The sequence below is a fragment of the Comamonas sp. C24C genome, from assembly GCF_053345995.1.
The window spans coordinates 394266-397547 of sequence record NZ_JBKFBC010000004.1 but is presented as its reverse complement, the minus strand read 5'-3'; the positions used below and the strand labels follow the sequence as shown (position 1 = coordinate 397547).

Genomic DNA, 3282 nt, shown 5'->3' with positions numbered 1-3282 from the left:
GCGATGGCACTATGTGGCGCTTCGTCTCTGGCAGCGCCCGATTCCAGGGCGGTCAATGAACCGTTGAGCATTCAGCGCCAGATCTTCGGAAGCGGCGAGCAAGGCGCGACGGGATCGCAGCAAGCCGAGCCAGTGGGTGACTATGGCGTCTGGCATGTGCCCCAGTACCTGCCCGGTTACCCGACGGCAGCAACGATATGGCCCCGCGCCATCCCTGTGAAATGCAAGGACAGGCAGTGCGATGGCTATGTGATCACCCCGCAGATGGGGCCAGGTGAGTACCTGTTTTTCGTGCCTACAAGCGAGTAGGCCGCTCAAAGACGCAGCAGGACGAAAGCACCTCACAGGTGCTGACGACAACTCACCTAACAAGGGCGGGATTCATCCCGCCCTTGTTGATTGGTGCGGCGCCAATGCGTTGCCGCTCAACATCGATGGATGCAGTCAGCAGCGGATCTGGACGCAAGGACGCTGCGCTTGGGCCGCGCGCCGGAACTTTGGCGCAAAGTACTTTGGTCAGAGTGGCGCCGAGGCAGATTTCTGTGCCCGAACATCGGTGATGACACTCCCGCCGTACGCGGGATCATAAGAGTTGCGCGTCTGCGCTCACTGGATCAGCCTGCCGATTTGAGGCGGTAGACGATGCGTCCGTCTGTTGCATGGCAGCGTGTCAGAAGGCCCGCGTCCGCCATCTCTCGCGCGACGCGGTAGATCGTCTGCTCCGCAAGCGGAGTTCCGGCACTCTCCAGCTGTCGGCGTATATCCGAGTATTTTCCGCCGTCCTGACCCAGGCTCTCTATCGCTTTCAGCACCAGTAGACGAGGTTGGGTGGGACGCATTCGGAACTTGTGCCTGCGCCTGAACAGAGTGGAGGCGTCAGCCGAGGCGGAGGGTGAAGACGCTGGCTTCTGCTGGATGTCGGTCATCCGCAACATGCTCATCTGGATTTGTTGCCTGTCTTTGCCGCTCCATGGCCGTTTGTTGCGCCATTCAGGCAGGCTTTCGAATGACAGGCATGTGGCCCGATGCGCTGCCACATTTCGCCACATTGCGGCATAGCTGCGCAATATTCATTGGTAATGATTCTCAACAACCAGTTCCAGACACACACCTGAATCACTCCGCCGGAGTGATTTTTTGTTGAGTTTACAAACCAAGGAAAATTGCATGCGCAAGAACATCAACCCGCGACTCCGTCCTCCAGCGGAGGTGACCCAGATCGCCCTGGCCGCCTGCCTGTGCTTGGCCAGCGCGGCGTCCATGGCCCAGGAAGTCACCCTGGATGCGGTGACCGTGACCGAGTCCGCAGCCCCCTCGCTCAAGACGGATGTCGCACCTTCGGCCAAGTTCACGGCCCCCCTGCTGGACACGCCCAAGACCGTTCAGGTCATCAGCGAGGAAGTACTCAAGCAGACTGGCGCCACCAGCCTGCAGGACGCGCTGCGCTCCACGCCCGGCATCACCTTCGGCAACGGAGAGGGCGGCAACCCTTCGGGCGACCAGCCATTCATCCGAGGCATGGATTCGCAGTCCAGCACCTTTGTCGACGGCATGCGCGACATCTCGGCGGGCACCCGCGAGATCTTCAACATCGAGGCGGTGGAGGTGGTCAAGGGCGCGGACTCTGCCTACGCCGGGCGTGGCGGTGCTGGCGGCTCGATCAACCTGGTCACCAAGAAAGCCAAGAATGAGAACTTCATCTCCGGCGACGTTGGCTTGGGCACCGACAACTACCAGCGCGGCACCCTGGATCTGAATCGCAAGATCAACGACACGACGGGCTTTCGTCTGAATGCGATGGCCCATGGGGCCGATGTGCCGGGTCGTAACGGCCCGGAGAACAAGCGATGGGGCATTGCACCCACGGTGACCTTTGGTATGGGTACGCCCACGGAGGTGACGCTGTCGTGGCAGCACCTGCAGACCGACAACATTCCAGATGGCGGCGTGCCCTATCTGTACACCAATGCGGCCATGGCCAATCTGCCTGGTGGAACCCGGGTCGGCCCGACCTATGGCAAAAGCCGCGACAACTGGTACGGTTTGAGCTCGCGCGACTACGAAAAGGAAAAAAGCGATCTGTTCACCGCGTCGGTGGAACACAAGTTCACCGACACCAACAAGCTGCGCAACAGCCTGCGCTACAGCAAGACCCGGCAGGACTATGTATGGACCCAGCCCGATGACAGCAAGGGCAATGCCATCAACGGCTATGTGTGGCGCCGCGGCAATGCGCGCCTGGCGGAGGTGACCACGCTGCAGAACGTGACCGAGTTCACCGGCAAGGCACAGACGGGCTCGGTTGGCCACAGTTTTGCCGTGGGCCTTGAGCTTGCGCGCGAGAAGTCCGATGTGCGCTCCACCGCCATCCAGAGCGGCGGTGCCTGCTCCAGTGTCCTGGCGCCGTGGTGTGCTTCCCTGGACAATCCCAACAGCTCCGATGCCTGGAATTTCGCCTGGTCTTTGCCAGCGGAGGCCACACGCAACAAGATCGACACCACGGCCCTGTACGGTTTCGACACCATCAAGTTCAACGACCAATGGCTGCTCAATGCCGGCCTGCGAGTGGATCACTACAAGGTGAACTCGGCCGGCCCGGCCAGCACCGGACGCAGCCCCGCGCCAGCGTACGACATCAGCCGCAGCGACACCTTGTTCAACTACCAATTGGGCCTGGTCTACAAGCCGGCAGACAACGGCAGCATCTACGCCAGCATCGGCACTTCCTCGCGTCCCGGCGGCTCATCGCTGGGCAGCGGCAATGAAGATCAGGCGATCAACACCGATGCCCTGGCCAATCTCAAGCCCGAGAAGACGCGGTCGATGGAGCTGGGCACCAAGTGGGATCTGCTGAACAAGCGCCTGGCCCTGTCTGCGGCGCTGTTCCGCAACGATGTGACCAATGTCCGCATCACCGAGAACGGCATCACCTACATGGGTGGCAACAAGGTCGTGAATGGCGTTGAACTGGGCTTTAACGGCACTGTGCTGCCGAACCTGAATATCTTTGGCGGCTACACCTATATGGACAGCAAGCAAAAGAATATGGGCGCTGGCAATATCGCCAACGGCCTGCCCTTTGCCAACACCCCCAAGCACAGCTTCAGCCTGTGGACCAGCTACAAGCCCATGGCCAAGCTGACACTGGGCCTGGGCATCTACGCCCAGAGCGATGTGAACCAGGGCTATGCGCGTTCCACCGTGGACGGGGGCATTGTCACCAAGGGTGCTGGCGGCTATACGCGCTTCGATGCCATGGCCGCATACCAGATCGACAAGAAT

At 60.9% G+C, this 3282-nt stretch carries 3 protein-coding genes; 2 read left to right on the top strand and 1 reads right to left on the bottom strand.

Annotated elements, in window-relative coordinates; genetic code table 11:
- The coding region (locus tag ACLBXN_RS10570; RefSeq protein ID WP_447612098.1) for a hypothetical protein at window positions 1–309 on the top strand (309 nt) is incomplete at its 5' end.
- A 305-nt stretch (window positions 310–614) separates the two neighbouring features.
- On the opposite strand, the gene ACLBXN_RS10565 is transcribed toward ACLBXN_RS10570, so the two are convergent.
- Window positions 615–839: a transcriptional repressor gene (locus tag ACLBXN_RS10565; RefSeq protein ID WP_447612105.1), complete on the bottom strand. Its 225-nt coding sequence runs from the start codon at window positions 837–839 to the stop codon at window positions 615–617.
- 328 nt (window positions 840–1167) lie between these two features.
- On the opposite strand from ACLBXN_RS10565, the gene ACLBXN_RS10560 reads away from it, so the two are divergent.
- Window positions 1168–3282 (top strand): TonB-dependent receptor (locus ACLBXN_RS10560; protein WP_447612097.1); only part of this gene is annotated, 2115 nt, incomplete at its 3' end.